The sequence below is a fragment of the uncultured Aquabacterium sp. genome, from assembly GCF_947366995.1.
Taxonomy (GTDB): Bacteria; Pseudomonadota; Gammaproteobacteria; order Burkholderiales; family Burkholderiaceae_C; genus Aquabacterium.
Genome location: NZ_CANBCC010000111.1, coordinates 1 through 6372, shown reverse-complemented (window position 1 = coordinate 6372; position 6372 = coordinate 1). Strand labels below are relative to the sequence as shown.

The following is a 6372-nucleotide window of genomic DNA, read 5'->3' as shown; positions in this document are numbered from 1 at the left end:
GCGGCTCTCGGGCGACAGGTTGTGCACCAGCTCCTGCAGCATCTGCGCATCGGCGGTGTGGATGGGGCGCACGGTGTACTCGCCACCGCCGCGCATCGGCCAGACCTGCTCGAAGCGCGCCGGGTACGGCAGGATGGGCAGGTGGCCGTAGGCGCTGGACCGGCCACCAATGGCCTGCGGCGCACTGTCGATCACGATGCGCGCGTCAACCGCCACGGCGCCGTGCTCGTCGATGATGATGGGGTTGATGTCCATCTCGCGCAGCTGCGGCAGCTCGCACACCATCTCCGACACGCGCAGCAGCACCTGCTCGAGCACCTCCAGGTCGACCGCGCTGGCGCCACGCCAGTCACCCAGCGTCTCGGCCACGCGCGAACGCTCGATGAGCCGCCGCGCCAGATACTGGTTCAGCGGCGGCAGTTCCATCGCGCGGTCGTTGATCAGCTCGATCATCGTGCCGCCCGCACCGAAGGCGATCACCGGGCCGAACGGGTCGTCGGTGACCACGCCGATGTAGATTTCACGACCGCGCCGCGCACGGGCCATCTGCTGCACCGTGACGCCATTGATGCGCGCCTTGGGTTGCAGGTGGCTCACGCGCTCCATCATGTCGTTGTAGGCGTCGCGCACCGCGGTGCCGTTCATGATGTTGAGCACCACGCCCTGCACGTCAGATTTGTGGCTGATGTCGGGCGAGTCAATCTTGAGCGCCACCGGAAAGCCCATCTGCGTGGCGATCATCATCGCCTCGTGCGCGCTGCGCGCCAGAATGGTTTCCGTCACCGGAATGTGGAAGGCCGACAGCAGCGTCTTCGACTCCATCTCGGTCAGCACCTTGCGGCGCTCGGCCAGCACGCTTTCGATCACCAGGCGTGCGCCCTCGATGTCGGGCTTGGCCAGCGTGGTCAACGGCGGCGGAGTCTGTTGAAGCAGCAGCTGGTTCTGATAGAACTGCGAGAGGTTGCCGAAGGCCCCCACCGCCGCCTCGGGCGTGCGGAAGCTCGGGATGCTGGCATCGTTCAGCGCCACGCGGGCCTCACCCACCGAGGCATCGCCCATCCAGCACGACAGCAGCGGCTTGGCGATCGAGGCCTTGCACCGGGCCACGGCCTGGGCCACGGAGAGCGCGTCGCCCCCCACCTTGGGCGAATAGATCACCAGCAGGCCGTCGATGGTGCGATCGTGGTTGGCCGCCTGGATGGCCGCCTCGTAGTGGTCGGGGCCGGCATCTTCCGACAGGTCGATCAGGTCGGCCAGCGACGCGAGCTCGGGCAACTGCGGGCGCAGGGCTTCTGCGGCCTCGGGCGACAGGCGACCGAGCTGCAGGTCGATCTCGTTGACCCAGTCGGCGGCCAGCACGCCCGGCCCGCCGCCGTTGGTGACGATGGCCAGGCGCTTGCCCACCGGCCGGTAGCGCGAGGCCAGGCACTTGGCCGCCGAGAACAGCTCGACGAAAGACTTCACGCGCACGGCGCCCGCGCGGCGCAGGGCTGCATCGAACACGTCGTCGCTGCCCACGATGGCGCTGCTGTGGGTCTGCGCAGCCTCGTTGCCTTCAGGGCGGCGGCCGGACTTCAGCACCAGCACCGGCTTGGCGTTGGCAGCCGAGCGCAGCGCACTCATGAAGCGGCGCGCGTCCGAGATGCCTTCCATGTAGACCAGGATGCTCTTGGTGTGCGGGTCGCTGGCCAGGAAATCGAGCGTTTCGGCCAGGCCGACGCTGGTGTGCGGGCCCAGGGACACGACCGACGAGAAGCCCACGGCGTTCTTCTCGGCCCAGTCCAGCATGGCCGCCGTCAGCGAGCCTGACTGCGACACCAGCGCCAGCGGGCCGGCTTCGGCCAGGTTGCCGAGGGCCCCGGCGTTCAGGCCCAGCACCGGGCGCTGGAAACCCAGGCAATTCGGGCCGAGCAGGTACAGCCCCTCGCGCCGCGCCAGGCGGTGCAGTTCACCGGCCAGCTCGGCTCCGATTCCGCTGGACAGCACCATCACCGTGCGGCACGCCATGCGCGCCGCCAGCTCCATCGCCGCCGCAATCTCGGCCGGCGGCAGCGCAATCAGCGCCAGATCGGCCTTGACCTGCGCCAGATCGGCCAGCGTGCCGCTGGTCTGCGTGTCGACGAACTGCAGGCTGCCCTGGTAGCGCTGGGCTTTCAGGGCCTTGAGCAGCGCCCGGGCGTGGGCCGACAGCGCCTCGGACTCACCGGCCTGGCCGGCGAAGACAACGATGGAGCGGGGAGAGAAAAGCGGGGTGAGATAGTGCTGGTCCATGTGCAGAGTCAGTCCGCACCGATCAAGGCCTTGACGTGTGCGGCTGCCGAACGGCCCAGGGGGCTAAGCACATAGCCGCCCTCCAGGCAAGAGATGACACGCCCTTGACCATGGCGTTTGGCCACGGCCAAGAGCCGCTGCGTGACCCATTCGTAATCGGCTTCGACCAGACCGAGGTTGCCCATGTCGTCTTCGCGATGGGCATCAAAGCCGGCGGAGATGTAGATGAGTTGCGGGCGGAAAGCATCGAGGGCCGGAATCCAGTGGGTCAGTACGGCATCGCGGAAGGCATCGCTGCCCGACCGCGTCGGCAAGCCCACGTTGACCATGTTCGGGCCGACCGCGTTCTCGCCATTGAAAGGATAGAGCCCTTTTTCATAGATGGAGCACATCAGCACCCGGCTGTCGCCCTGGAAGATGTCTTCGCTGCCGTTGCCGTGATGCACGTCAAAGTCGATCAGGGCCACCCGTTCGAGCCCGTGGACATCCAGTGCATGGCGAATGCCCACCGCCACGTTGTTGAAGAAACAGAAGCCCATGGCGGCGGCACGCTCGGCATGGTGCCCGGGCGGACGCACGGCACAGAACGCCGCCGGCACCTCGCCTGCCAGAACCAGGTCGGTGGCCTGCACCGCCGCACCGGCTGCCCGCAGTGCCGCCTTCAGCGTGTACGGGTTCATGCTGGTGTCCGGGTCGACCTGCACATGGCCTTCGGCGGGCGCCATGGCCATCAGTTCCTGCACGTACAGGCTGGAGTGCGCGCGGCCCAGCTGCTCTTCGGTGGCGAGCGGCGCGTCGTACGGCAGCATGTAGTCGAGCAGGCCCTTGACCAGCAACTGGTCGTTGATGGCGCCGAGGCGCTCGGGACACTCCGGATGCTGCGGGCCCATCTCATGGCGGGCGCAGTCGGCGTGCGTGATGTAGGCAGCCAGCATGAAAAGTCTCCTTCGGGCCGTCTGGGCGGCTCCTTGTGAAGACCAGTTTAGGACGGGGGGTATGAAACGCAATGCCTCAAATTGACACAGCAGCGGGCATGCCGTCAAGCGCCATCAAGGTGTGCGCCAGGTCAAAACCCTGCGTCCCGCCCGCCGCTAAGGTCTGCGGACTCACCACCCCACAAAACGGACCCCGGAGGCCCCAACGATGAGCACCACCACCTTCTTCATCCCCAGCGTCAACCTCATGGGCCGCGGTTGCCTGACCGACGCCGTGAAGCAGATCGCCGAACGCGGCTGGCGCAAGGCCCTGGTTGTCACCGATGCGCCGCTGGTGCGCACGGGGCTGGTGGGGCGCGTCACCGAACTGCTGGGGCAGCACGGCGTCACCTCGGTGGTCTTCGACCACGTCAAGCCCAACCCGAACGTGGCCAACGTGGAAGACGGCCTGGCGCTGCTGCAACGCAGTGGCTGCGATGCCGTGATCTCGCTGGGCGGCGGCTCGCCGCATGACTGTGCCAAGGCGATTGCTCTGGTGGCGGCCAACGGGGGCCACATCACCGACTACGAAGGCGTGGACAAGTCGGCCAAACCGCAACTGCCGCTGGTGGCCATCAACACCACGGCCGGCACGGCCAGCGAGATGACCCGCTTCTGCATCATCACCGACGACCGCCGCCACGTGAAGATGGCCATTGTCGACAAGCACACGACGCCGGTGCTGTCGGTCAACGACCCGGAGCTGATGGCCGGCATGCCCGCGGCACTCACGGCCGCCACCGGCATGGACGCGCTGACGCACGCCATCGAGGCCTATGTGTCCACCGCCGCCACGCCGATCACCGACGCCTGCGCGCTGCAGGCCATCACGCTGGTCGGGCGCCACCTGCGCCAGGCCGTGCAGCATGGCGACGACCTGATCGCCCGCGAGCAGATGGCTTATGCGCAGTTCCTGGCCGGCATGGCGTTCAACAATGCCTCGCTGGGCTATGTGCACGCGATGGCGCACCAGCTCGGCGGCTTCTACGACCTGCCCCACGGCGTGTGCAACGCCATCCTGCTGCCGCATGTGCAGGCCTTCAACGCGCGCGTGGCGGGCCGCCGGCTGGCCGACGTGGGCCAGGCGCTGGGCGTGGACGTGCGCGGCCTTGACGCGCAGGCCGGCGCCGATTGCGCGCTGCAGGCGATCCGTGAACTGGCCCGCGACGTGGGCATTCCCTCGGGCACGGGCGAACTGGGCGCCAAGGAAGCCGACATCCCGACGCTGGCCCGCAACGCGATGAAGGACGCATGCGGCGTCACCAACCCGGTGCAGCCCACGTTCGAAGAGGTGTGCGAGATCTACCGCGCAGCGCTCTGAGCGCGGGGGGATGACTCAGGCGCGCTCGATGCGCCACCACGACGGCAACAGCCGCTGCACCGCGCGGCGGCCATAGCGGTCGTCCATCAGCACCACGGTGCCCTGGTCGTCCGGCGTGCGGATCACGCGGCCGGCGGCCTGCACCACCTTCTGGATGCCCGGGTAGAGGTAGACGGCATCGTGCCCCTGCCCCGGCCCGAGCAGCGCATCCAGCCGCTCGCGCAGTGCCTCGTTGACCGGGTTGACCTGCGCCAGCCCCAGCGTGGCAATGAAGGCCCCAATGAGGCGCCGGCCCGGCAGGTCGACGCCTTCGGCAAACGCACCGCCCAGCACCGCAAAACCGATGCCCCGGCCCTCGGGCTGAAAACGTTGCAGGAAAGCGGCCTGTTCAGGCTCGCTCATCCGGCGAGCCTGTCGCCAAACGGGGATGTCGGGGTGCGCCCGCTCGAAGGCATCGGCCACCTGCTGCAGGTAATCGTGGCTGCTGAAGAAGGCGAGGTGGTTGCCGGGATGCTGGTGCCATGTGTCCGCCATGAGGGCCACGATGCCGGGCAGCGAGGCGGCCCGGTCCTTCCAGCGGGTGCTCAGCCCAGCGGCCACGCGCACCTGCAATTGCTCGGCGCGAAATGGCGTGGGCACCTCCATCACCACCGTGTCATCCGGCAGGCCCAGCAGGCGCAGGTGGTGTGCCGGGGGTTGCAGCGTGGCCGAAAACAGTGTGACCGTGTGGGCTGCCGCAAAGCGGGGCTGCAGGTAGGGCGCGGGCAGCACGTTGCGCAAGGTCAGGGTGGTGCTGCGCCGGGTGCCGGTGCTGCCGGGCTCCAGGCCCAGGTCGACCATGGCATGCGGGCCGTGGGTCTCTGCCAGGCGCACGAAGCCGATGGCATCGAGATAGAAGCGCTGCAGCGGCGGCTCGACCTCGGTGGGGTGGTCGGCCTGCCAGGCGCCGATGTCGGCGACGGTCTGCTGCAACGCGCTCAGCCAGCGGGTGGGCAGATCGGGCAGCACGCGCCACTCGCCCGGGTCGTCGTCGGTGGCGCCGAGTGACTGGTTGAGCGTGCCCCAGGCCCGCTGCAGCCGGCTCAGCGTGCCCTTCAGCGCCGCGGGCGCCACCGTGCGCAGCCCCCGCAAGGCCGATTGCGACAGCGCGGCCGAGTACATGCCCCGCGCCCGGTCAATGAGGTTGTGGGCCTCGTCGGCCAGCACGCCCACGCGCCAGCCTTCGGCCTGCGTCAGCGCATGCAGCAGCGCGTGCACGTCAAACCAGTAGTGGTAGTCGCCCACGACCGCGTCGGCCCAGCGGGCCAGTTCCTGCGTCAGGTAGTAGGGGCACAGCCCGTGCGCCAGGGCCAGCTGGCGCACACGGTCGCGGTCCATCTGCGGCAGCGCCATGGCGGCCTGCCGCGCGGCAGCCAACCGGTCGTAAAAGCCCCGGGCCAGTGGGCACGATTCGCCGTGGCAGGCCTTGTCCGGGTGCTCGCACGCCTTGTCGCGCGCAACCAGCTCCAGCACGCGCAGGCGCGCGCCCGGCTCCCCCGGGGGTTGCAGCTGGGCCAGCGCTTCCAGGAACAGCCCCTTGCCGGCGCTCTTGGCGCTCAACGCAAACACCTTGTCGAGGCCTTGCCCCGGCATGGCCTTGAGCAGCGGGAACAGGGTGCCCACCGTCTTGCCGATGCCGGTGGGCGCCTGCGCCAGCAGGCAGCGCCCCCGCACCGCCGCGCGGTAGACGGCCTCGGCCAGTTCGCGCTGCCCGGTGCGAAAGCCCGCATGCGGAAACGCGAGCGCCTGCAGGGCCGCATCGCGGGC

At 69.0% G+C, this 6372-nt stretch carries 4 protein-coding genes; 1 reads left to right on the top strand and 3 read right to left on the bottom strand.

Features of this window, described 5'->3' with window-relative positions; all coding sequences use genetic code 11:
* A partial coding sequence (locus Q0Z44_RS17940) for an acetate--CoA ligase family protein (RefSeq protein WP_298015322.1) occupies positions 1 to 2271 on the bottom strand: 2271 nt, incomplete at its 3' end.
* An 8-nt stretch (positions 2272 to 2279) separates the two neighbouring features.
* A complete protein-coding gene (locus Q0Z44_RS17935) occupies positions 2280 to 3206 on the bottom strand; it encodes a histone deacetylase family protein (RefSeq protein WP_298015319.1) in 927 nt (308 codons plus the stop codon).
* 208 nt (positions 3207 to 3414) lie between these two features.
* Between Q0Z44_RS17935 and yiaY the strand changes: the two genes are divergently transcribed.
* The gene (gene yiaY / locus Q0Z44_RS17930) at positions 3415 to 4566 is read left to right on the top strand and encodes an L-threonine dehydrogenase (RefSeq protein WP_298015317.1); all 1152 of its coding nucleotides are present in this window, start codon (positions 3415 to 3417) and stop codon (positions 4564 to 4566) included.
* 15 nt (positions 4567 to 4581) lie between these two features.
* On the opposite strand, the gene Q0Z44_RS17925 is transcribed toward yiaY, so the two are convergent.
* On the bottom strand, positions 4582 to 6372 hold a 1791-nt coding region (locus tag Q0Z44_RS17925), incomplete at its 5' end, for an ATP-dependent DNA helicase (protein ID WP_298015315.1).